Origin of the sequence: Nocardioides sp. CF8, from assembly GCF_000389985.1 — a bacterium.
Classification (GTDB): Bacteria; Actinomycetota; Actinomycetes; order Propionibacteriales; family Nocardioidaceae; genus Nocardioides; species Nocardioides allogilvus.
Genome location: NZ_CM001852.1, coordinates 1904090 through 1924868 on the forward strand (window position 1 = coordinate 1904090; position 20779 = coordinate 1924868).

The 20779-nt window shown below is 69.8% G+C and carries 24 protein-coding genes; 19 read left to right on the forward strand and 5 right to left on the reverse strand.

Translation table 11 applies throughout. The features are described 5' to 3' along the window. Positions 1 to 57 precede the first annotated feature (57 nt). Both CF8_RS09300 and CF8_RS09305 read right to left on the reverse strand, forming a co-directional pair. Positions 58 to 1239 (reverse strand): zinc-dependent alcohol dehydrogenase, encoded by a 1182-nt coding sequence (locus tag CF8_RS09300; protein ID WP_036490654.1) that lies wholly within the window; start codon positions 1237 to 1239, stop codon positions 58 to 60. Beyond that, positions 1236 to 2081, reverse strand: coding sequence for an SDR family NAD(P)-dependent oxidoreductase (locus CF8_RS09305; RefSeq protein WP_036492733.1), 846 nt, complete (start codon positions 2079 to 2081; stop codon positions 1236 to 1238). Before CF8_RS09305 ends, CF8_RS09300 begins: the two co-directional genes overlap by 4 nt. A 95-nt stretch (positions 2082 to 2176) precedes the next feature. On the opposite strand from CF8_RS09305, the gene CF8_RS09310 reads away from it, so the two are divergent. Further along, positions 2177 to 2527 (forward strand): hypothetical protein, encoded by a 351-nt coding sequence (locus CF8_RS09310; RefSeq protein WP_010832867.1) that lies wholly within the window; start codon positions 2177 to 2179, stop codon positions 2525 to 2527. After that, a complete protein-coding gene (locus tag CF8_RS09315) occupies positions 2524 to 3165 on the forward strand; it encodes an HAD family hydrolase (protein ID WP_010832868.1) in 642 nt (213 codons plus the stop codon). Before CF8_RS09310 ends, CF8_RS09315 begins: the two co-directional genes overlap by 4 nt. A 3-nt stretch (positions 3166 to 3168) precedes the next feature. On the opposite strand, the gene CF8_RS09320 is transcribed toward CF8_RS09315, so the two are convergent. Beyond that, positions 3169 to 4071, reverse strand: coding sequence for a RecB family exonuclease (locus tag CF8_RS09320; protein ID WP_010832869.1), 903 nt, complete (start codon positions 4069 to 4071; stop codon positions 3169 to 3171). Positions 4072 to 4135: 64 nt separating this feature from the next. Between CF8_RS09320 and CF8_RS09325 the strand changes: the two genes are divergently transcribed. From CF8_RS09325 to CF8_RS09345, 5 genes are all read left to right on the forward strand, one after another. Continuing rightward, the gene (locus CF8_RS09325; protein WP_036490656.1) at positions 4136 to 5269 is read left to right on the forward strand and encodes a site-2 protease family protein; all 1134 of its coding nucleotides are present in this window, start codon (positions 4136 to 4138) and stop codon (positions 5267 to 5269) included. A 25-nt stretch (positions 5270 to 5294) separates the two neighbouring features. Next, positions 5295 to 6272 (forward strand): tRNA (adenine-N1)-methyltransferase, encoded by a 978-nt coding sequence (locus tag CF8_RS09330; protein ID WP_036490658.1) that lies wholly within the window; start codon positions 5295 to 5297, stop codon positions 6270 to 6272. Continuing rightward, positions 6269 to 6826: a GrpB family protein gene (locus tag CF8_RS09335; protein WP_010832872.1), complete on the forward strand. Its 558-nt coding sequence runs from the start codon at positions 6269 to 6271 to the stop codon at positions 6824 to 6826. Before CF8_RS09330 ends, CF8_RS09335 begins: the two co-directional genes overlap by 4 nt. A 73-nt stretch (positions 6827 to 6899) precedes the next feature. Beyond that, positions 6900 to 8654 (forward strand): proteasome ATPase, encoded by a 1755-nt coding sequence (gene arc, locus CF8_RS09340; protein ID WP_051204180.1) that lies wholly within the window; start codon positions 6900 to 6902, stop codon positions 8652 to 8654. A 128-nt stretch (positions 8655 to 8782) separates the two neighbouring features. Then, positions 8783 to 9370, forward strand: coding sequence for a 1-acyl-sn-glycerol-3-phosphate acyltransferase (locus CF8_RS09345; RefSeq protein ID WP_010832874.1), 588 nt, complete (start codon positions 8783 to 8785; stop codon positions 9368 to 9370). Here the strand turns inward: CF8_RS09345 and CF8_RS09350 are convergent. Then, on the reverse strand, positions 9362 to 9991 hold the full coding sequence (locus CF8_RS09350) for a class I SAM-dependent methyltransferase (protein ID WP_010832875.1): 630 nt from the start codon (positions 9989 to 9991) through the stop codon (positions 9362 to 9364). The genes CF8_RS09345 and CF8_RS09350 overlap by 9 nt on opposite strands. A 3-nt stretch (positions 9992 to 9994) precedes the next feature. Here CF8_RS09350 and dop point away from each other — a divergent pair, with 3 nt between their 5' ends. Further along, positions 9995 to 11506, forward strand: a complete 1512-nt coding sequence (gene dop, locus CF8_RS09355; protein ID WP_010832876.1) for a depupylase/deamidase Dop — start codon at positions 9995 to 9997, stop codon at positions 11504 to 11506. On the opposite strand, the gene CF8_RS23685 is transcribed toward dop, so the two are convergent. Next, on the reverse strand, positions 11493 to 11909 hold the full coding sequence (locus CF8_RS23685) for a GIY-YIG nuclease family protein (protein WP_442937102.1): 417 nt from the start codon (positions 11907 to 11909) through the stop codon (positions 11493 to 11495). The genes dop and CF8_RS23685 overlap by 14 nt on opposite strands. Positions 11910 to 12114: 205 nt before the next feature. On the opposite strand from CF8_RS23685, the gene CF8_RS09360 reads away from it, so the two are divergent. The 11 genes from CF8_RS09360 to CF8_RS22520 all read left to right on the forward strand — a co-directional run. After that, positions 12115 to 12312: a ubiquitin-like protein Pup gene (locus CF8_RS09360; RefSeq protein WP_036490661.1), complete on the forward strand. Its 198-nt coding sequence runs from the start codon at positions 12115 to 12117 to the stop codon at positions 12310 to 12312. Beyond that, the gene (gene prcB, locus CF8_RS09365) at positions 12309 to 13139 is read left to right on the forward strand and encodes a proteasome subunit beta (RefSeq protein ID WP_010832877.1); all 831 of its coding nucleotides are present in this window, start codon (positions 12309 to 12311) and stop codon (positions 13137 to 13139) included. Before CF8_RS09360 ends, prcB begins: the two co-directional genes overlap by 4 nt. Before the next feature lie 11 nt (positions 13140 to 13150). Beyond that, positions 13151 to 14164 (forward strand): proteasome subunit alpha, encoded by a 1014-nt coding sequence (prcA, locus tag CF8_RS09370; protein WP_010832878.1) that lies wholly within the window; start codon positions 13151 to 13153, stop codon positions 14162 to 14164. Position 14165: 1 nt separating this feature from the next. Continuing rightward, on the forward strand, positions 14166 to 14906 hold the full coding sequence (locus CF8_RS20890) for an endonuclease/exonuclease/phosphatase family protein (RefSeq protein WP_010832879.1): 741 nt from the start codon (positions 14166 to 14168) through the stop codon (positions 14904 to 14906). Between the two features lie 9 nt (positions 14907 to 14915). Further along, complete coding sequence (gene pafA, locus CF8_RS09380) at positions 14916 to 16277, forward strand: Pup--protein ligase (RefSeq protein WP_010832880.1); 1362 nt, start codon at positions 14916 to 14918, stop codon at positions 16275 to 16277. A gap of 76 nt (positions 16278 to 16353) precedes the next feature. Next, positions 16354 to 17289 carry an FKBP-type peptidyl-prolyl cis-trans isomerase gene (locus CF8_RS09385; RefSeq protein ID WP_010832881.1) on the forward strand — a complete coding sequence of 312 codons (936 nt, stop codon included), beginning with the start codon at positions 16354 to 16356 and terminating at the stop codon, positions 17287 to 17289. A gap of 30 nt (positions 17290 to 17319) precedes the next feature. Continuing rightward, on the forward strand, positions 17320 to 18291 hold the full coding sequence (locus CF8_RS09390) for a helix-turn-helix transcriptional regulator (RefSeq protein WP_010832882.1): 972 nt from the start codon (positions 17320 to 17322) through the stop codon (positions 18289 to 18291). Further along, positions 18288 to 19292 (forward strand): helix-turn-helix transcriptional regulator, encoded by a 1005-nt coding sequence (locus CF8_RS09395; protein ID WP_051204181.1) that lies wholly within the window; start codon positions 18288 to 18290, stop codon positions 19290 to 19292. Before CF8_RS09390 ends, CF8_RS09395 begins: the two co-directional genes overlap by 4 nt. A gap of 34 nt (positions 19293 to 19326) precedes the next feature. Beyond that, positions 19327 to 19611, forward strand: a complete 285-nt coding sequence (gene tatA, locus CF8_RS09400) for a twin-arginine translocase TatA/TatE family subunit (RefSeq protein ID WP_010832884.1) — start codon at positions 19327 to 19329, stop codon at positions 19609 to 19611. Positions 19612 to 19635: 24 nt separating this feature from the next. Continuing rightward, the gene (tatC, locus tag CF8_RS09405) at positions 19636 to 20475 is read left to right on the forward strand and encodes a twin-arginine translocase subunit TatC (protein ID WP_036490663.1); all 840 of its coding nucleotides are present in this window, start codon (positions 19636 to 19638) and stop codon (positions 20473 to 20475) included. A 13-nt stretch (positions 20476 to 20488) separates the two neighbouring features. After that, positions 20489 to 20779: hypothetical protein (locus CF8_RS22520; protein ID WP_036490666.1), on the forward strand; the 291-nt coding region annotated here is incomplete at its 3' end.

Below are 20779 nucleotides of genomic sequence, written 5' to 3' on the forward strand. Positions count from 1 at the left end.
TGCCTAACCTCCGTGGACAGAACACCTAGGTGGCACCACGTGCCCGACGCCCAGCCCTCAGGGGGTGAAGACCACCTTGACCATGCCGCCCTCCTTGTCACGGAAGCTGCGGTAGGCCTCGGGTGCGTCGCTGAGCGGGAGGTGGTGGGTGGCGAAGTCCTCCACGCCCAGGTGGTCCTGGTCCTCCTCCAGCAACGACAAGATGTCGTCGCTCCAGCGGCGGACGTTCGCCTGGCCCATCCGCAGCTGCACCTGCTTGTCGAAGAGCTGGAACATCGGCAGCGGGTCGGTGGCCCCGCCGTAGACGCCGGAGATGCTGATGGTCCCGCCTCGCCGTACGGCGTCGATGGCGGTGTGGAGCGCCGCCAGCCGGTCGGACCCCGCGGTCAGCATGACCTTCTCCTGGACCTTCTTGGGGAGCAGCCCCAGCGCCTTCTGTGCGGTCTCCGCCACCGGCGAGCCGTGCGCCTCCATGCCCACGGCGTCGATGACGGCATCCGCGCCACGGCCGTCGGTCAGCTCACGCACCCGGGCGGGTACGTCCTCCACCTCGGACATGTCGATGGGCTCCGCCCCGATCGCGTGGGCGCGGCCAAGACGCTCGGGCACCGAGTCGACACTGATCACGCGCAGCCCGCGGTGGATCGCGATCCGGGAGGCCATGTCGCCGATCGGACCGGCCCCGATGACGAGCAGCGTCGCGTCCGGGTCGGCATCGGCGTACTCCACCGCCTGCCACGCGGTCGGCAGGACGTCGGACAAGAACACGAAGCGGTCGTCGACGGGTCCGTGCGACACCTTGATCGGCAACGTGTCGCCGAAGGGGACCCGGAGGGCCTCGGCCTGCCCGCCGGGGACCTGGCCGTAGAGCTTGCTGTAGCCGAACAGGCTCGCGCCCGTGCCGTGCTCGCGGTTCTGCGTGGTCTCGCACTGGCTGAAGAGGCCTCGCTCGCACATCCAGCACGCGCCGCAGCTGATGTTGAACGGGACGACGACGCGGTCGCCGACCTCGAGGCGGGTGACGGCGGCGCCGACCTCGCGCACGACTCCCATCGCCTCGTGGCCGACGATGTCACCGGGGGTCATGAACGGGGTGAGGGGGTCGTAGAGGTGCAGGTCGGAGCCGCACAGGCCGGTCGACGTGACGTCGATGACCACATCGGTCGGCTCCTGGATCTCCGGGTCCGGCACCTCCCGGACCTGCATGTCGTGCCGCCCCTGCCATGTCACTGCCTTCATCCCTTGCTCCTTCCGCGGTCCTCGGCGACCGTGTCGTCGTCTTCCTGTGTCTGTCGGGCGGCGAAGCCCGCCGCCAAGGGGTCGGGCACCAGGCCTGCACCGGCCGCCTGCACCCTGTTGCGGGCAGCGCCCGCGACCACCTGGTCCTTGCCTGCCATCAGGGCGTCGAAGCCTTGCCGGGCCACGGTCTCGGCGCTGTCCTTCGGGCCCTGCGCCACCTTGGTGTGCTGCATTCCGGCCCGCTCGAAGAACGCGGTGTCCGTCGGGCCCGGGAGCAGCGAGGTGACGCAGACCCCGGTCCCACGAAGCTCGTGGCGGATCGCCTCCGCGAAGGAGTGCACGAACGCCTTGGACGCGGCATAGGTCGCGTGGCCCGGGCCCGGGCCCTTCCCGGCGATGGACGACACCAACAGCAACCTGCCCTGCGCACGCATCACCATGTCGCGGGTGAGGAGGCTGGCCAGGTGGACGGTCGAGCGGACGTTGAGGTCGATCAACCTCAGCTGCGCCTCGATGTCCGCCTCGTCGAACCGGCCGTGCACACCGATGGCCGCGTTGAGGATCCCGACCGTCACCGGGCCGGGCTGTGCCATGGCCACCTCGTGCAGGTGCTCGACGCCCACCCCGGCGGAGAGGTCGACGTGCACCGACGTCACGCGTCGCCCCGTCACCCTGAGGTCGTCGGCGACGTCGTGGATCAGGCCCTCGTCGGCGGCGATCACGAGATCGAAGCCCTCGGACGCCAAGATCTCGGCGAAGGCCCGCCCGATGCCGGTCGAGGCGCCCGTGACGACGGCCAGGCCGCGATCGGACGGGGGAGGGAGGTCGGAGTCGTCTGTCATGTCGAGGACGGTGCCCATTCGGGCCGGCGGCATGCGGCGCATGCGCGCAGCCGGACACGGGTATCGCAGCCCCACGAGTCGTCCGGTGTGGAGGGGTGAGCACGCTGCTGCAGTCGAACCTGACGGCCCCTGACGCGGGCTGGGGTCCGCGTGGACGCCGCAGCGATGCCGCAGCCTGCGCGGCGGGCATGGCCGTCACGAGCCTCGCCGCTCTGGGCGCCGACCGACACCCGCCCCTTGATCGGTGGGTGTTCGAGACGCTGAACGACCACGCGTCCGAACCGGTGCCCGTGCGGCTGGTCCAGCAGCTGGGCACACCGTGGATCCTCCCAGCGCACCACCCGATCGACGCGCTCGGGGGAGCGGCGCTCGGCATCGGGGTCGGCGGTGGCCTGAACTGGGCGGTGGAACGTGACGCGTCGCTGCGTGTCAGGATCCATGCGTGACTCTCGCCGCGGTCCTGTGGGACATGGACGGAACCCTCGTCGACACCGAGCCCTACTGGATCGCCACGGAATACGCGATGGCGGAGAAGTACGGCGGCACCTGGTCCGACGAGCACGCCCTCAACCTCGTGGGCAATGCGCTGCTCGAGTCGGGCGTCTACATCCGGGTGCACATGGGCATCGACCTGACACCCCAGGAGATCGTCGACGAGCTCCTCGACGGGGTCGTCGAGCGAGTGCGCGAGTCGGTGCCGTGGCGCCCGGGCGCGCGTGAGCTGCTGGCCGACCTGCGGGCCAACGACGTGCCGTGTGCGCTCGTGACGATGTCGTGGCAGCGCTTCGTCGCGCCGATCCTCGAGCACCTGCCGGCCGACACGTTCGCGACGCTCGTGACCGGCGACCGGGTCGAGTTCGGCAAGCCGCACCCCGAGCCCTACCTCACGGCCGCCGCCGAGCTCGGCGTCGCTCCCGAGGACTGCGTGGCGATCGAGGACTCCAACACCGGCGCCAAGTCGGGGGAGGCCGCGGGCTGCCTGGTGCTGTGCGTGCCCAACCACGTCCCGATCCTCGAGGGTGAGCGCCGGGTCTTCCGCGACACGCTCGTCGGGATGACCGCGGCGGACCTGGCCTCGCTGTAGCCCTCAGGGCGCGGTGACGACACCCTCGTCGGTGTCGAGGTCGCCGGCCGGATCGGGGACAGGCAGCCGCTCGGGCATCGGCAGGAGCGTGCCCCCGAACTCCGGGCAGTGGGCCTTGAACGAGCACCACGAGCACAGCCGCGACCGGTGGGGGAGCCACTCACCGGTCTCCTTGCACTCCGAGATCGCGCGCCAGATCGCCTCGACCTTGCGCTCGGTCGCGAGCAGGTCGTCCTCGTCCGGTGCATAGCGCAGCAGCTCGCCGTTGCCGAGGTAGACCAGCTGCAGCATCGCCGGGACGACGCCGCGGGTGCGCCAGATGACCAGCGCATAGAACCTCATCTGGAAGAGCGCCTTGGCCTCGAAGGCCTCGCCGGGAGCCGTCCCGGTCTTGTAGTCGACCACCCTGATCCGGCCGTCGGGCGCGACGTCGATCCGGTCCACGAAGCCGCGCAGCAACAGCTTGGAGTCGAGCAGCGCCTCGACGTACAGCTCGCGCTCCGCGGGCTCGAGGCGCCGCGGGTCCTCCAGCGTGAAGTAGCGCGTCAGGACCTCGCGACAGCTCGTGAGCCACGACGCCACGTCGGGGCCCTCGCCACCGAACATCTCGGCCAGCTCCGGAGCCTCGGCCAGCAACGCGTCCCAGGACGGCACGAGCAGGTCGGCGGCGGCATCGGGCGTGCGATCGGCAGGAGGCAGGTCGAAGAGGTCCTCGAGGACCTTGTGCACGACCGTGCCGCGCACGGCATCGACCGACGGCTGCTCGGGCAGCTTGTCGATGGTGCGGTAGCGATACATCAGCGGGCACGTCATGAAGTCGCCGGCCCGGCTCGGCGAGAGCGCACCGAGCACGTCGACCCCGTCGACCGGGGTGGAGACGATCTCGGCGGGCGACTGTCGGTGCATGAGGCGCACCCTAGGCGGCGGCGCCGACAGCGGCGTTCGACGACCAGCCGGATAGGGTCGCACGGTGACGCAGAAAGCGCCTTCGCGGCCGCCGGGAACGATCCGCATCGGGTCCTTGGCAGGGATCGACGTCCTGGTCACCAGCTCCTGGTTCATCATCGCGGGACTGATCGCGTTCGCCATCGCGCCCCGCATCGAGCAGGTCGAGCCGGGGCTGGGCGCGCTGAAGTACGTCGCCGGGCTGGTGTTCGCGATCGTCCTCTACCTCTCGGTGCTCCTGCACGAGGCATCGCACGCGATCGTGGCCCAGCGCTACGGCTTCGGCGTCAACTCGATCACCCTGCACTTCCTGGGCGGCATGACCGAGATCGACGGCTCGGCCCGGCGTCCTCGCCAGGAGTTCTGGATCGCCGTCGTGGGGCCGCTGACCTCGATCGCCGTCGGCCTGGCCTCGGTCGGGCTGTGGTTCCTGCTGCCCGAAGGGCTGGTCCGGGTCGCCGTCGAGGGACTGGCCGGCGCCAACCTGCTGATCGGCGTGCTCAACCTGGTCCCCGGCCTGCCCCTCGACGGTGGGCGGGTGCTCAAGGCCGCGGTGTGGGGCGCCACCGGCGATGCCAACAAGGGCACCATCGTCGCCGGCTGGGGCGGGCGACTGACAGCCGTGGCCCTGCTCGGGTGGCCGCTGATCCAGCGCGAGTTCTTCGGCGTCCCTCCGACGTTCTTCGACTACCTCCTGGTCGTCGTGCTCGGCCTGTTCCTGTGGACCGGCGCCACGGCGGCGATGTCGCACGCGCGGATGCGCAGGCGGCTGCCCCACCTCGTCGCGCGGCCGCTGGCCCGCCGCACCCTCGCCGTACCCGAGGACACGCCGTTGGCGGAGGCCGTCCGCCGCGCGCAGGAGGTCGACGCCGGCAGCATCGTCACCGTGACCTCGTCCGGGCGGCCCACCGGCATCGTCAGCGAGGCGGCCGTGCAGGCCACTCCCGTCGAGCGCCGGCCGTGGGTCGCGACCAGCACGGTCGCGCGGACCCTCGAGGACGGGCTCACCCTGCCGGCGGAGATCGCCGGCGAGGACCTGATCCTGGCGATCAGCCGACGGCCCTCGGACGAATACCTCCTGGTCGAGGAGGACGGCTCGGTGGTGGGCGTGCTCGCGACCGCCGACGTGGACAAGGCCTTCCGCGAGTCACGCGCCTGAGCCTGACCCCACTAGGGTTCCGCGCATGCCTGAGAGTTCAACGCCGATCAGTCCCGACGTGCCCGCCGAGGCGTGGTCGGGTGTCCACCGCGGCCCGCTGCGCGAGGGGGAGTGGGTGCGCCTGATCGACCAGAAGGGTCGCAAGCACAACTTCGAGCTGACCGCGGGCAAGCGCTTCTTCTCCAACAAGGGACACCTCGACCACGACGAGATGATCGGGCGTGACGAGGGCTTCACCGTCACCTCGTCCGCCGGTGGGCAGTACCTCGTCTTCCGGCCGCTCCTCTCCGAGTTCGTCGTCTCGATGCCCCGCGGCGCGGCGGTGGTCTACCCGAAGGACGCGGCGCAGATCGTGGCGCTCGCCGACATCTACCCCGGTGCTCGTGTCGTGGAGGCCGGTGCCGGCTCCGGCGCGCTCACCTGCTCGCTGCTGCGCGCCGTCGGCCCGTGGGGCAAGGTGACGTCCTACGAGCTGCGCGAGGAGTTCGCCGAGGTCGCCAAGCGCAACGTCGACCAGTTCTTCAACGCGCCCGCCGGGACGTCCCACCCGGCCTGGGACCTGCAGCTGGGCGACCTCAAGCTGCTGCTGCCCCAGATCGAGGGCCAGGTCGACCGGATCGTCCTCGACATGCTCGACCCCTGGAACTGCATCGACATGGTCGCCGAGAAGCTCGTGCCCGGCGGCATCGTCTGCGCCTACGTCGCCACCACCACCCAGCTCTCCCGCGTCGTGGAGACGTTGCGTGCCCACGGCGGGTTCACCGAGCCGCACCCCTGGGAGTCGCTGGTCCGCGACTGGCACGTCGAGGGCCTCGCCGTACGCCCCGACCACAAGATGATCGGCCACACCGCCTTCCTGGTCACCGCCCGCCGGATGGCACCGGGGGAGAAGGTCCTGCGCAAGACGCGCCGTCCGGCGCCGGGTGCCTACGGGATCGACTACACCGGCCCGCGACCGGCCGACCTGCCGCCGCTGGAGGTCGTCGACGAGCCGGTCGAGTGAGCGTCGAGGTCGTCGCATGGTCCGCTGACTGGGCTCGCGACTTCGAGCGCGTGGCCGCCGATCTGCGTACGGCGCTCGCGGCCGTGCCAGGCTCCCGGGTCGAGCACGTCGGGTCGACCTCGGTGCCCGGCCTCGCCGCCAAGCCGATCCTCGACATCGACGTCATCGTCCCCCCGGCCGCCGTGCCGGCGGCAGTGTCGGCCCTGACCGAGATCGGCTACGTCCACCGCGGCGACCTCGGCGTCGTCGGCCGCGAGGCCTTCGTCGCCCCTGACGACTCGCCGCGCCGTCACGTCTACGTCTGCGCGGCCGGGACCACGAACGTGCGCAACCACCTCGCCGTACGCGACGCGCTCCGCACGCACCAGGACCTGCGGGACGCCTACGCCGAGGTCAAGCGCGCCCTGGCCGCCGACCCGGACATGGACATCGACACCTACATCGCCCGCAAGTCGGCCGTGCTGCAGCGCGTCCTGGCCGTCTCGGGGGAGTTCACCGACGCCGAGCTGCACGCCATCCACCTGCTCAACGACCCGGCCGCGTCGAAATCGTGACCAACACGGCGCGATAACCGCTTCCGTCCCTTCCCATGATGGGTAATGTCCGAAGGAACAGGAGGTGACGCACATGTCCGAACCGACATCTACGCCCGCGGGGTCCGGGATGAATCCCGACGAGCTGGTCACTCAGGTGCGCTTCCTGGAGGCCGAGGTCTCCGATCTCCGGCGCCGGCTCACCGAGGCGCCCGGCCACTCCCGCGGTCTCGAGCTCCGGCTCGCCGACACGCAGCGCTCGCTCGCCGCGGTGACGAGCCAGAACGAGCGCCTCGCCCAGACACTGCGCGAGGCCCGCGACCAGATCATGAAGCTCAAGGAGGAGGTCGACCGGCTCGCCCAGCCGCCGGCCGGTTTCGGCACCTTCCTCGCGCGCAACGAGGACGACTCCGTGGACGTGTTCACCGGCGGGCGCAAGCTGCGGGTCAACGCCAGCCCGGCCGTCGACCTCGACGAGCTGGTCAAGGGCCAGGAGGTCATGCTCAACGAGGCCCTCAACGTCGTCGCCGCCCTCGCGTTCGAGAAGGTCGGCGAGGTCGTGATGTTCAAGGAGCTGCTCGAGGACGGCCAGCGCGCACTCGTCATCGGCAACGGCGACGAGGAGCGGGTGGTCCGGCTGGCCGCCCCCCTGCTCGACGTCCTGCCGAAGGCCGGCGACTCGCTGCTGCTGGACTCCCGTGCCGGCTACGCCTACGAGCGGGTACCCAAGTCCGAGGTCGAGGAGCTCGTCCTCGAAGAGGTCCCCGACATCGACTACTCGCAGATCGGCGGGCTGATCACGCAGATCGACGCGATCCGCGACGCCGTCGAGCTGCCCTACCTCTACCCCGAGCTCTTCAAGGAGCACAAGCTCAAGCCGCCGAAGGGCGTGCTCCTCTACGGCCCTCCCGGCTGCGGCAAGACGCTGATCGCCAAGGCCGTGGCCAACTCGCTCGCGAAGAAGGTCAGCGAGAAGACCGGCAGCTCCGGCAAGTCCTACTTCCTCAACATCAAGGGCCCCGAGCTGCTCAACAAGTACGTCGGCGAGACCGAGCGGCACATCCGGCTGGTCTTCCAGCGGGCCCGCGAGAAGGCGTCGATGGGCACGCCCGTCATCGTGTTCTTCGACGAGATGGACTCCCTGTTCCGCACCCGCGGCTCGGGGGTCTCCTCCGACGTGGAGAACACCATCGTCCCCCAGCTGCTCAGCGAGATCGACGGCGTCGAGACCCTGGAGAACGTCCTGGTCATCGGTGCCTCCAACCGCGAGGACATGATCGACCCGGCCATCCTGCGCCCCGGTCGGCTCGACGTGAAGATCAAGATCGAGCGGCCAGACGCCGAGTCCGCGCGTGACATCTTCACCAAGTACCTCACCGCCGACCTGCCGCTGCACGACGACGACCTCGCCGAGTTCCACGACGACGCCGACGCGTGCGTGGCCGGGATGATCCGGGCGACGGTCGAGCGGATGTACACCGAGTCCGAGGAGAACCGCTTCCTCGAGGTCACCTACGCCAACGGTGACAAGGAGGTCCTCTACTTCAAGGACTTCAACTCCGGCGCGATGATCCAGAACATCGTCGACCGGGCCAAGAAGATGGCGATCAAGGACTTCCTCGAGCAGCACCAGCGCGGCCTCCGCGTCCAGCACATGCTGCAGGCGTGCGTGGACGAGTTCAAGGAGAACGAGGACCTCCCCAACACCACCAACCCCGACGACTGGGCCCGCATCTCGGGCAAGAAGGGCGAGCGGATCGTCTTCATCCGCACTCTCATCACGGGCAAGCAGGGCACCGAGCCCGGCCGCTCCATCGACAACGTCGCCAACACCGGCCAATACCTGTGACCAACGAAAGAAGAACCTGATGATCAAGATCCTCGTCATCGTCGTCATCGTGCTCGTCGTCCTGGCCGTCCTCGGAAAGCTGCGGAGCCGCTGACCCGACCCGGTGGGTGCGGCTCTAAAGTGCGCGCATGAGCCGTCACTTCCTGGTCCGACGCACGCTGGCGCGCGTCCTGCTCCGTCTCTTCCGCTGGCGCACCGCCGGACAGGTGCCGCAGCGCGGCATCCTCGTCGGCGCACCCCACACGTCCAACTGGGACTGGGTCCTCACCATGCTGCTGGCCTGGGACAGCCAGGTGCAGATCCGGCTGCTGGTGAAGAAGGAGTTCTTCAAGGGCATCCTCGGCCCGATCCTGCGCTCCACCGGGGCCGTTGCCCTGGACAGGTCCGACCCGACCGAGACGATCAACACGCTGCTGGCCGAGGCCGAGGTCGAGGAGTCGTTCCTGCTGGGCCTCGCGGCCGAGGGCACGCGCAGCAAGTCCGACTACTGGAAGTCCGGCTTCTACCGCATCTCCCAGAAGACCGGGATCCCCGTCACTCTCGCCTACATCGACAGCGTCTCGCGCACGGTGGGCTGGGGGCCGACGTTCGAGCTGACCGGCGACGTCAAGGCCGACATGGACCGTGTCCGGGAGTTCTACGCCGACAAGCGCGGCATCCGGCCCGAGCTCACCACCGAACCGCGGTTGCGCGAAGAGGACAAGGCTTCAGGCTGAGCGGGCGACACCGGCCGACAGATGGGTCCACGGCCGCGCGATCGCGGGGCCGGGCAGGTAGAACGCCTCCAGGCTCTCGATCTCCCAGCCGTTGGCCTCGATCAGCGCCGGCGCGTCCCGGGTCAGGTGACAACCTCCGGCCAGTCGACGTTCCCAGGGCTCGCAGCGTCGCTGCCAGCGCTGGACGCCGGGGTCGGGGGCGAGCCCGTGCTCGAGGAAGTGCAGCCGTCCTGCCGGGCCGACCACACGCCGTACCTCCCGGAGCGCCAGCGCCGGGTCGGGGATCGTGCAGAGGCTGAAGGTCACCAGGGCGCTGTCGTGGCTGCCGTCGGGCAGGTCGAGGTGCTGTCCGTCGAGACCCGCGCGCTCGATGGGTACGGCGCTGCGCCGGCGCCGCTTCTGCGAGAGCCCCCATCCGACATCCGAGGGCTCCACGGCGCTCACGGAGGTCACGGACGGCGGATACCAGCGGATGTTGAGGCCGGAACCGAAGCCGATCTCGAGGACTCGGCCGGTCAGCTCGGCACACACCTGGCCGCGCAGCTCGCCGATCTCGTGGCCCTTCAGCGAGGCATCGGCCAGTCGCGGCACCACGTGTTCGTCCCACAGCCGTAGGCTCATGGCATGAGCGTACGTCGGGTGATGGGCACCGAGGTCGAGTACGGCATCTCGGTGCAGGGACTTCCCCTTGCCAACCCCATGGTCGCCTCGTCGCAGGTCGTCAACGCCTACGCCTCCTCGACGGTCAAGGCGCGGCGCGCGCGCTGGGACTTCGAGGAGGAGTCGCCGCTGCGCGACGCCCGCGGCTTCGACATGTCGCGACAGGTCGCCGATGCCAGCCAGCTCACCGACGAGGACCTCGGCCTCGCCAACGTCATCCTCACCAACGGTGCCCGGTTGTACGTCGACCACGCACACCCGGAGTACTCCACGCCCGAGGTCACCTCGCCCCTCGACATCGTCAGGTGGGACAAGGCGGGGGAGCAGGTGATGCTCGATGCGCAGCGGCTGGCCTCGCAGGTGCCGAACGCCGCGCCGATCGTGCTCTACAAGAACAACACCGACAACAAGGGCGCCTCCTACGGCGCCCACGAGAACTACCTCATGCGGCGCTCGACGCCCTTCGCCGACATCGTGCGCCACCTGACGCCCTTCTTCGTCAGCCGCCAGGTCGTGTGCGGTGCGGGTCGCGTCGGGATCGGGCAGGACGGGCACGAGCACGGCTTCCAGGTCAGCCAGCGCGCCGACTTCTTCGAGGTCGAGGTCGGGCTGGAGACGACGCTCAAGCGCCCGATCATCAACACCCGCGACGAGCCGCACGCCGACCCGGAGAAGTATCGCCGGCTGCACGTGATCATCGGCGACGCCAACCTGTCCGAGGTGTCGACCTACCTCAAGGTCGGGACCACCGCGCTGGTGCTCGCGATGATCGAGGACCGCTTCATCACCACCGACCTGGCCGTGTCGGGCTCGGTGGCGTCGCTGCGCGCTGTGTCGCACGACCCCACGCTCAAGCACCTGCTGACGATGCACGACGGCCGCACGATGACGGCCGTCCAGCTCCAGATGGAATACCTGGACCTGGCCCGGAAGTTCGTCGACGACCGGCTGGGCGACGACGCGGACGCCCAGACGATCGACGTGCTCGCCCGCTGGGAGTCGGTGCTGACCCGGCTCGAGCACGACCCCATGCAGTGCGCGCGCGAGCTCGACTGGGTCGCCAAGCTCAAGCTCCTGCAGCAGTACCGCGACCGCGACGGCCTCGACTGGGACGACGCGAAGCTGCACCTCATCGACCTGCAGTACAGCGACATCCGTCCCGAGAAGGGGCTCTACGCCAAGCTCGTCGCCGCAGGCCGGATCGAGCGGCTGCTGGACGACGCCTCGGTGGAGCAAGCCATGCACGACCCGCCGGAGGACACGCGGGCCTACTTCCGCGGGCGCTGCCTGGAGAAGTACTCCGCCAACGTCGCCGCCGCTTCGTGGGACTCGGTGATCTTCGACCTGCCCGGCCGCGAGTCGCTCCAGCGCGTCCCGACGATCGACCCGCTGCGCGGCAGCAAGGCCCACGTCGGTGCGCTGCTCGACGAGTGCGACACCGCCCTCCAGCTCGTCAACCGCCTCACTGCCCGCTGACCGAGTCTGGAGCGCGCCAGCCCTCGGAGCTTGAGGACCAGGTTCGGCGGAGTCGCAGTACAGCCGCCCTCCAGGCCTGGTAGCCGCTGATGGCTGGAACCCTCAGGAACGTTTGGTTCCCCCGCATAGGCGGGGGAATCGAACCATCCTGGGTGTTGCAACACACCAGAACCCCACGAAAACCCCTCGAACCTTGGTCGGATCCGCGAGCAGGGCTCGCGAGCATCCGCAGCGCCTGCTTCTCCCACGCGAACGCCTCGTCGATGCGCTGGAACTCGGCAGACCAGACGAGTTCCACGGGCCGCTGACGGCGCGTGTAGGCCGCCCCTTCGTCGCCGTTGTGCTGATTGACGTGTGCTCGGGGTCCCAGGTGCTGCCGACGTAGTAGGTGCCGTCGGAGCAGCGGAGCATGTAGGCGTAGGGCGCATGTCGAGAGTCACCACGTTTCGACGGATCGAATCACGCCAGCCAGGACGTGTGGACAACCCCGCCAAGTCTTCGGTTTCGTGACGCGCGCTAGCGCGCCTTCCTCAACCCCCGACAAGCCCGCGTGGCCTCCGGTGGGCGGTTCGCGTGCGCGGTTTCCATTTGTGGATAGGGTCGGAGACATGGCCCAGGAACAGAAGCAACCGCGCAAGTCCACCCAGGACGAGACGGCGACCGACGAGGTCGTCGAGACCGACGTTGCCGAGCGCAAGGAGGTCATCGACGACGACGTCGACGCCATCCTCGACGAGATCGACGACGTGCTCGAGACCAACGCCGAGGACTTCGTGAAGTCGTTCATCCAGAAGGGTGGCCAGTGAGCGATCCGCGCCTGCCCGCTGCCTACCTGATGCCGGGCTCCTCGTCCTTCAGCGACTTCCTCGCCGTCCAGGCCCCTGACCTGCTGCCCTCGCGCCGCGCCGTACCCTCCGGCAACGCCGGCGACCTGGCGCCCCACGGCACCACCATCGTCGCGGCGACGTTCCCCGGCGGCGTGGTGATGGCGGGTGATCGCCGCGCCACGATGGGCAACATCATCGCCCAGCGCGACATCGAGAAGGTCTTCCCGGCCGATGAGTACTCCGTCGTCGGCATCGCCGGCACCGCCGGCCTGGCCGTCGAGATGGTGCGCCTGTTCCAGACCGAGCTCGAGCACTACGAGAAGATCGAGGGCACCACGCTCTCGATGGACGGCAAGGCCAACCGTCTCGCCGCGCTCATCCGCGCCAACCTCGGGATGGCCATGCAGGGCCTGTCCGTGGTGCCGCTGTTCGCGGGCTACGACCTCAACACCGACCAGGGTCGCATCTTCAGCTACGACGTGACCGGCGGCCGCTACGAGGAGACCTCCTTCCACAGTGTCGGCTCGGGCTCGCTGTTCGCCCGCGGCTCGCTGAAGAAGGTCTATCGCGAGGACCTCTCCGCCGAGGGCTGCGTGACCGCCGTCCTCCAGGCGCTCTACGACGCTGCCGACGACGACTCCGCGACCGGAGGCCCCGACCTGACGCGCCGCATCTTCCCGGTCGTGCACGTGATCACCGCGGACGGTGGCTACCGCGTCGCGGACGCCGAAGTCGCCGACATCGCCGACCGCATGCTCGCCGCCCGCATGCAGCGCCCCGACGGCCCTGCTGCCGCCCTGATCTGAGGACCGCACCCATGAGCACCCCTTTCTACGTCTCGCCCGAACAGCTGATGAAGGACCGTGCGGACTTCGCGCGCAAGGGCATCGCGCGCGGTCGCTCGGTCGTCGCCATCCAGTACGCCGACGGCATCCTGTTCGTCTCGGAGAACCCGTCCCAGGCGTTGCACAAGGTCTCGGAGATCTATGACCGGATCGCGTTCGCCGCGGTCGGTCGCTACAACGAGTTCGAGAACCTGCGCATCGCCGGCGTGCGGCTGGCCGACATGCGCGGCTACGCCTACGACCGCCGCGACGTCACCGGCCGCGGGCTGGCCAACGCCTATGCCCAGACGCTCGGCACGATCTTCTCCAGTGGTGGCGAGAAGCCCTACGAGGTGGAGATCTTCGTGGCAGAGGTGGGCGACACACCGGCCGACGACCAGCTCTACCGCCTGACCTACGACGGCCAGGTCGCCGACGAGCACGGCTTCGCCGTGATGGGCGGTGCCGCGGACACCGTGGCCACCCACCTCAAGGAGCACTACGTCGAGGGCTCGACCCTCGAGGATGCCCTGCACGTCGCCGTGGCCGCGCTGGGCCACACCGACGCCGGCGACCGCGTGATCCCGGTCGACGACCTCGAGGTGGCCATCCTCGACCGCACCCGCACCCAGCCGCGGAAGTTCGTGCGGCTGCGCGAGACCCGGCTCGTCGAGATCTTGGGCGATCGCGGTCCGGAGCAGCCCGACGTGCCGCAGGGCGACGACACCGCAGGGGCGACGCCCCCGTCCGCACCGGTCACCGACGACCCCGGCGACCCCACCGACCAGGTGAGCGGGGGAGTGCCGCCGCTCGAGAACCCGATGAGCGGTGAGCCGACCGAGCACCACGTGCCCCCGCCGACGGCACCCCCGACCGCACCGCCGACGGCGCCGCCGACCGACCCGCCGGTCGCGCCCCCGCCGGCTCCCCAGCCGCCGATCCCGGACCCGTCGCAGCCGCCGGCTCCCGGGACACCGCCCGGCGACCCGGGCAACCCGCTGCCCTGACGTGGTCGGCCTGCTCACGCTCAACGTCGCCCGACCCACGCGTGAGCGGGCTGCTGGGCTGCTCGAGTGGCTGTGGCACCGGCCCGTGGACCTGCTGGTCCTCACCGAGGTCGCCCGCGGCGGTGGCTCCGAGCTGATCGCGCAGGTGTGCCGGGAGGCAGGGCACTCCGTGCTCGCCAGCGGTTGCGACGACTACGGCGTGCTCCTCGTCGCCCGCCGGGGCACCCTCGAGCCGGCCCCCGACGTCGCGGTTCCCCCCTCGTTTCCTGGGCGCCTGCTTCCTGCGAGGTGGCAGGGGCTCCTCGTGCTCGGGGTGTACGGCGCGGCCAGCGACCCGGTCCGCTACTCCAGCGCCACGCAGCGCCGCCGCAAGCGCGACTGGCTGGCAGAGCTGGACCTCGCGCTCGGCACGCTGGACGTGCCCGAGCCGTGCGTCCTGATCGGCGACCTGAACGTCGTCGCCCCCGGCCATGGCGATCCGCTCCCACACGTCCTGCCGGAGGAGACGGCGTTCTACCACCGGTTGAGCGAGGCCCACGGGTTCGTGGACGCGCACGGAGTCGGCCCGGAGGTGAGCTGGGTGGACCACTCCGGTGTCGGGTGCCGCTACGACCATGCCTTCGTCAGCGCAGACCTGGCGCCCCGTGTCGTCGACTGCGTGCTCGAGCACTCTTCGAGGGTCTCGGGACACACCGATCATTCGGCTCTGCGACTCGACCTCAGGTTGCCCTCGGACCCGTAGGGTGGACTCATGGACCGGCGGATCTTCGGTATCGAGAACGAGTACGGCGTCACGTGCACGTTCAAGGGCCAGCGCAGGCTGAGCCCGGACGAGGTCGCTCGCTACCTGTTCCGCAAGGTGGTGAGCTGGGGGCGCTCGAGCAACGTCTTCCTGCGCAACGGCGCCCGGCTCTACCTCGACGTCGGCAGCCACCCTGAGTACGCGACGCCCGAGTGCGACGACATCGTCGACCTCGTCACCCACGACAAGGCGGGGGAGCGGATCCTCGAGGGGCTGCTCCTCGATGCCGAGCAGCGACTCCACGACGAGGGCATCGCGGGCGACATCTATCTCTTCAAGAACAACACCGACTCCGCCGGCAACTCCTACGGCTGCCACGAGAACTACCTCGTCGGGCGGGCCGGGGAGTTCAGCAAGCTCGCCGACGTCCTGATCCCGTTCCTGGTGACCCGCCAGATCATCGTCGGGGCCGGGAAGGTCACGCAGACGCCCCGCGGTGCGGCGTACAACGTCTCCCAACGCGCCGAGCACATCTGGGAGGGCGTCTCGAGCGCGACCACCCGCAGCCGGCCGATCATCAACACCCGCGACGAGCCGCACGCGGACGCCGAGAAGTACCGCCGCCTGCACGTCATCGTCGGCGACTCCAACATGAGCGAGACGACGACCATGCTCAAGGTCGCGTCGTGCGACCTGGTGCTGCGGATGATCGAGGAGGGCGTGGTGATGCGCGACCTCACGATGGAGAACCCGATCCGCGCGATCCGGGAGATCTCCCACGACGTGACCGGGCGCCGCAAGGTGCGCCTGGCCAACGGCCGTGAGGCCAGTGCGCTGGAGATCCAGGCCGAATACCTCGGCAAGGCCCGCGACTTCGTCGACCGCCGCCAGATCAGCACCCCGCTCATCGAGCAGGCCCTCGACCTGTGGGAGCGCGGCCTGAAGGCGATCGAGTCCGACGACCTCGGCCTCGTCGACCGCGAGATCGACTGGGTGATCAAGTGGAAGCTGATCGAGCGCTACCGCGCCAAGCACGGCTTGCCGATGGGCCACCCGCGGATCGCGCAGCTCGACCTCGCCTACCACGACATCCACCGCAACCGGGGGCTCTACTACCTCCTGGAGAAGCGGGGCGCGGTCGCCCGTGTCACCAGCGACCTGAAGATCTTCGAGGCCAAGAGCGTGCCGCCGCAGAACACCCGTGCCCGGCTCCGTGGCGAGTTCATCCGCAAGGCGCAGGAACGCCGCCGTGACTTCACCGTCGACTGGGTGCACCTCAAGCTCAACGACCAGGCCCAGCGCACGGTGCTGTGCAAGGACCCGTTCAAGGCCTACGACGATCGCGTGCAACGTCTCATCGATGGCATGTGAGTCGTTCAGCCGGGTCACAGGCGGGCCGGATAGGGTGACCGCGCTGTCCTGCCAACCAACGACTAGGTGACCCAACGTGTCTCGCACCACCCGCCTCCTCGCCGCCAGCGGCGTCCTCGTCCTCACCAGCCTGTCGCTGAGCGCCTGCGGCTCCGACGACGCCGACAGCGGCTCGGCCGGTGGCCTCGGCAACGTCACGATCACCGGAGACGTGGGCAAGGCCCCGAAGGTCGAGTGGGAAGGCCGGGTCGCTCCCGACGACATCGAGACCGAGGTCGTCACCGAGGGTGACGGCGAGGTCATCGAGGAGGGCGACGGTGCGCTCGCGCACATCTGGATCGGCAACGGCTTCACCGAGGAAGAGGCCTACAGCAGCTACGAGTCCGAGGCTCCGCAGCTGCTGGTCGGCGACGTCTCCGAGCCGTTCAAGAAGGCGCTCGAGGGCCACAAGGTCGGCTCCCGTGTCGCAGTGGCGAGCCTGGCCGAGGAGGCCTTCGGCGAGGCCGGCAACTCCCAGCTCGGCATCGGCAACAAGGACGGTCTCGTCTTCGTGGTCGACCTGCTCGGCCGAGTCGGCGACGCGCCCTCCGGCGAGGAGCGCGAGCCCGCCAAGTGGGCGCCGTCGATCGTCGAGTCCGACGGCGTGGTCACCGGGTTCGACTTCGCGGACGCCAACAAGCCGAGCAAGAACCTCCTCGACACCACGCTGGTCAAGGGTGACGGCCCGGTCGTGAAGAGCGGCCAGACGATCGCCGTCGACTACCTCGGCCAGGTCTACGACGCGAAGCAGCCCTTCGACGAGTCCTTCTCCTCGGACCCCGCGTCCTTCCCGATCGGCGTCGGCCAGGTCGTGGCCGGCTGGGACAAGGCGCTCGTCGGCAAGACCGTCGGCTCCCGCGTCATCCTGTCCATCCCGCCGGCCGACGGCTACGGCGAGGAAGGCAACAAGGACGCCGGCATCAAGGGCACGGACACGTTGTTCTTCGTCATCGACATCCTCGCTGCAGCCTGACCTGAGCTGACCGAGGGACGGGGGAGCGGCATGGCGGAGAAGTCGGAGCGGTTGCTCAACCTCTACATCATGCTGCTCGCCCAGACCCGGTTCGTCTCGAAGCAGGACATCCGACGTGCCCACTACGGTGAGTACGCCGACAACCCCCGTGGCCACGAAGCCTTCGAGAAGGCCTTCGAGCGGGACAAGGACGACCTGCGCGAGCTCGGCGTCGTGATCGAGGTCGGCTCGCTCGACAACTACTTCGACGACGAGCTCGGCTACCGCATCTCGCCCGACACCTCCTCGCTGCCGGAGATCCGGTTCGGGGCAGACGAGGCCGCGGTGCTGGGCATCGCGGCCCGTGCCTGGGAGCAGGCCACCCTGGCCCGGGCCACCACCGAGGCGATGCGCAAGCTCGCAGCCCAGGGCGTCGAGATCGACACGAGCCGCCTCGATCTCGTGCCGCCCAGCCTGCGTGCCGAGGAGCCGGCGTTCGACGCCTGCTGGGAGGCGACCCAGAAGCGCCGGGTCATCACCTTCGACTACCGCCGACCCGGTGAGGAGGCGGCCTCCCGCCGCCTCCAGCCGTGGGGCGTGGTGCGGTCCTCGGGGCGTTGGTACGTCGTGGGCTTCGACCTCGACCGGCAGGCTGAGCGGGTCTTCCGGCTCTCGCGGGTTCAGGGGAAGGTGACCTTGACCGGCAAGTCGGCGGCGTACGACGTCCCGGCCGGGACGGACGTGCAGGCCGTGGCACACAACCTGGTCCACCGCACGCCCGACATCGAGGCGACCGTGCTCGTGCGCCAGCGCACGGGCGTGGCACTGCGCCGCCTGTCCAGCTCGATCGACGAGGACGTCGCAGGACCCGACGACGCCTCCGGCTGGGATCGCGTCACCGTCAGCGGGCAGGCCCGCGACCTCGTCGGCTCGGTCCTCGCGCTGGGCCCCAACGCCGTCCTGGAGACCCCCGAGGACCTGCGCAGCGACGTCGTCTCGCGCCTGCGTGGGGTGGCGTCGTGACGAGCGCAGGAGGTGGGCCCAAGCCCACCGTGCACGCGGCCCGCGAGCAGGTCGGGCGACTGCTCGCGCTCGTGCCGTTCCTGCACCAGCGCGGCGAGGTCCGCATCTCGGAGGCCGCCGAGGCCCTCGGGGTCGACGCCGCGCAGCTCGACAAGGACCTGCGGGTGCTCTTCATGTGCGGTCTGCCGGGCGGGTTCCCCGACGACCTGATCAACGTCGACCTCGACGCACTCGAGGGCGAGGGGATCATCCGCGTCGACAACGCCGACTACCTCGCCCGGCCCGTGCGCTTCGGGCCGTCGGAGGCAGCGGCGCTCGTGGTGGCGCTGCGGGCCGTCGAGCAGAGCGCGTCGTCGGAGACCCGAGAGGTCGTCGAGCGCACGCTGGCCAAGCTCGAGGCAGCCGGAGCAGCGTCCGCCGCCCAGCAGATCCACGTCGCTGCCGACACCTCGCCGGGTGCTGAGCTCCTGCCCGTGCTGCAGGGCGCGATCGAGCGCGGGCACCAGCTGGAGATCTCCTACTACGTCCCCAGCCGCGACGACCAGTCGTCGCGGATCGTCGAGCCGCGCGCCATCACGCGGGTCGGCGACGCGACCTATCTCGACGCGTGGTGCCACACCGCGAACGGCGACCGGGCGTTCCGCCTCGACCGGATCGTGGCGGCGACCGAGCTGCCCGACGCCGTCTCGGAGCGGGCAGCCGAGCCGCGCGACCTCTCCGGCGGCTGGTTCCGCGGAGACGGCGAGACCGTCGCGGTGACGCTGCGACTGCAGCCCGCCGCGCAGTGGGTGCCGGAGTACTACCCGGTCAACGAGACCTCGCCCGGCCCCGACGGCACGCTGGACGTGGTCCTCGACGTGGCCAGCGAGTCCTGGTTGCAGCAGCTGCTGTTCCGGGTCGCACCGCACGCGTCGGTCATCGCACCCCGAGAATTCGCCGAATCGTTCACTGCCGACGCCCGGGCAGCGCTGAGGCTCTATCAGGACGGCGGCGTAGGATGAGTGCAGCAGCCGTCCCCGACTTTTGGAGCAACTCATGATCAACCCGCTGATCGGCATGCCGCAGGGCGCGGAGTGGCTTGTCATCCTCGCGATCGTGGTGCTCGTGTTCGGTGCAGCCAAGCTTCCGGAGCTCGCCCGCGGCACCGGTCAGGCCCTGCGGATCTTCAAGACCGAGACCAAGGGCCTGCGCGACGACGACGACAAGCCGGCGACGCCTGCTGCTCCCTCCGAGCTGCCTCCCACCTCGACCACCCAGGCCGAGCCCACGATGCAGTCCGAGGTCGAGCCCGAGATCCGCTCCGACAAGCACACCGGCTGAGCCGGGCATCGTCGACGCACGTCTGTGAGTTTCGTCGGACGGTTCGTCCGTCTCTACTCAGCCAAGCCTGCGCATCCTGTCGGCCCTGACGGCCGGATGGCGCTCGGGGACCACCTCCGCGAAGCGCGCGCCCGCGTGCTGCGCGCCGGGACCCTCCTGATCGTCGGCCTGGCGGTGGCGCTCTACTTCAGGATGCCCCTGTATGACCTCATCAGCGCTCCCTACTACCAGGCGGCGGAGCGGCTGCCCGAGGGAACCACGGAAGCGACGACGGGGGGCGCCGCCGGTGGGCTGATGCTCTACCTGAAGCTGTGCGGGTTCAGCTCGCTGGTGGTCACGGCGCCGTTCTGGCTCTACCAGGTCTGGGCCTTCATCCTGCCCGGCCTGCACGCGACTGAGCGGAAGTGGTCGCGGATCTTCGTGGCGATCGCCGGGCCGTTGTTCCTGATCGGCGTGGTGCTGGGCTATGTCACGCTACCCAAGGGACTTGAGGTGCTGATCGGCCTCAACCCGCCGGGAGTGACCAACCTGGTCGAGTTCAACGAGTACCTCCAGTTCTTCACGCGCACCCTGCTCGTCTTCGGCCTCGCGTTCGAGATCCCCGTCTTCGTGGTGATGCTCAACCTCGCCGGCGTGGTGTCCGGTAAGCAGCTCGGCGCCCACCGGCCCTGGATCGTGGTGGGCATCTTCGTCTTCGCCGCCGTGGCGACGCCCTCCGCAGACCCCTTCACGATGACCTTCATGGCCGTGCCGATGCTCTTCCTCTACCTCATCTCCGAGGTCATCGCCCGGTGGAACGACCGCCGCAAGGCCGCGCGCAGCCCCAACGCGGGGCTCTCGCCCGAAGAGCTCTCCACCATCTGACACAGTGACGGCCATGGAGCCCGCGCCGACCAGGAAGCCGATCGTCGACGTCGATCCGTTCGACCTGCCCGAGTGGCTGGGGGTCGGCCAGGTGGTCTGGCACGCCGATCGCGGCCTTCGGTCCGGACACCTCGTCGCTGGCCGCCTGGTGTGCGACGACGACGTCCTGGCCTGTGACCTGCTCGCCGTCGATGAGGCCTATCCGGCACCGGTCACCGACGACGACTCCCGCCTGCGCGCCCACCAGTCGTGGCGCCACGGCCAGGTCCTCCTCGGGACGTACGGCGACCGGCTGGGGGGCGCC

Excerpts from the sequence above, each read along its gene's own strand:
- CF8_RS09300 (WP_036490654.1), bottom strand. The coding sequence starts at position 1,239 with ATGAAGGCAGTGACATGGCAGGGGCGGCACGACATGCAGGTCCGGGAG.
- CF8_RS09305 (WP_036492733.1), bottom strand. The coding sequence starts at position 2,081 with ATGACAGACGACTCCGACCTCCCTCCCCCGTCCGATCGCGGCCTGGCC.
- CF8_RS09320 (WP_010832869.1), bottom strand. The coding sequence starts at position 4,071 with ATGCACCGACAGTCGCCCGCCGAGATCGTCTCCACCCCGGTCGACGGG.
- CF8_RS09330 (WP_036490658.1), top strand. The coding sequence starts at position 5,295 with ATGCCTGAGAGTTCAACGCCGATCAGTCCCGACGTGCCCGCCGAGGCG.
- arc (WP_051204180.1), top strand. The coding sequence starts at position 6,900 with ATGTCCGAACCGACATCTACGCCCGCGGGGTCCGGGATGAATCCCGAC.
- CF8_RS09345 (WP_010832874.1), top strand. The coding sequence starts at position 8,783 with ATGAGCCGTCACTTCCTGGTCCGACGCACGCTGGCGCGCGTCCTGCTC.
- CF8_RS09350 (WP_010832875.1), bottom strand. The coding sequence starts at position 9,991 with ATGAGCCTACGGCTGTGGGACGAACACGTGGTGCCGCGACTGGCCGAT.
- dop (WP_010832876.1), top strand. The coding sequence starts at position 9,995 with ATGAGCGTACGTCGGGTGATGGGCACCGAGGTCGAGTACGGCATCTCG.
- CF8_RS09360 (WP_036490661.1), top strand. The coding sequence starts at position 12,115 with ATGGCCCAGGAACAGAAGCAACCGCGCAAGTCCACCCAGGACGAGACG.
- prcA (WP_010832878.1), top strand. The coding sequence starts at position 13,151 with ATGAGCACCCCTTTCTACGTCTCGCCCGAACAGCTGATGAAGGACCGT.
- pafA (WP_010832880.1), top strand. The coding sequence starts at position 14,916 with ATGGACCGGCGGATCTTCGGTATCGAGAACGAGTACGGCGTCACGTGC.
- CF8_RS09390 (WP_010832882.1), top strand. The coding sequence starts at position 17,320 with ATGGCGGAGAAGTCGGAGCGGTTGCTCAACCTCTACATCATGCTGCTC.
- tatA (WP_010832884.1), top strand. The coding sequence starts at position 19,327 with ATGATCAACCCGCTGATCGGCATGCCGCAGGGCGCGGAGTGGCTTGTC.